Below are 271 nucleotides of genomic sequence, written 5' to 3' on the forward strand. Positions count from 1 at the left end.
GATCGAGATGCGGCGCGGGAACAGAGACGAAGGCATCCACCCGCAGCGCCTCCAGATGGAGGACGACATCATCACCGGGGGTGGAGATGATCTCCAGCCCGTAACGGACAAGGTGATGGCGGAGTGCGCTCAACTCCTGCCGCAGGCTGGCACGGCCCTTCGCCGGATCGCGGTCACTCCAGAGCCGATCCTGCAACCACCCGCGGGTCCGCCGCCCGCCGGGGGCGAGCGCCAGCATCGCGAGAAGCGCCTTCGCTCTCTTCCCTGGCGG

General features: G+C 68.6%; 1 protein-coding gene. It reads right to left on the reverse strand.

Going from position 1 to position 271, the window contains the following annotated elements:
- Positions 1-238: hypothetical protein (locus CVH10_RS20695; protein ID WP_219924914.1), on the reverse strand; the 238-nt coding region annotated here is incomplete at its 3' end.
- Between the last annotated feature and the right edge of the window lie 33 nt (positions 239-271).

It is taken from the genome of Halomonas sp. ND22Bw, assembly GCF_003011945.1.
GTDB classification, from domain to species: Bacteria; Pseudomonadota; Gammaproteobacteria; order Pseudomonadales; family Halomonadaceae; genus Halomonas; species Halomonas halophila.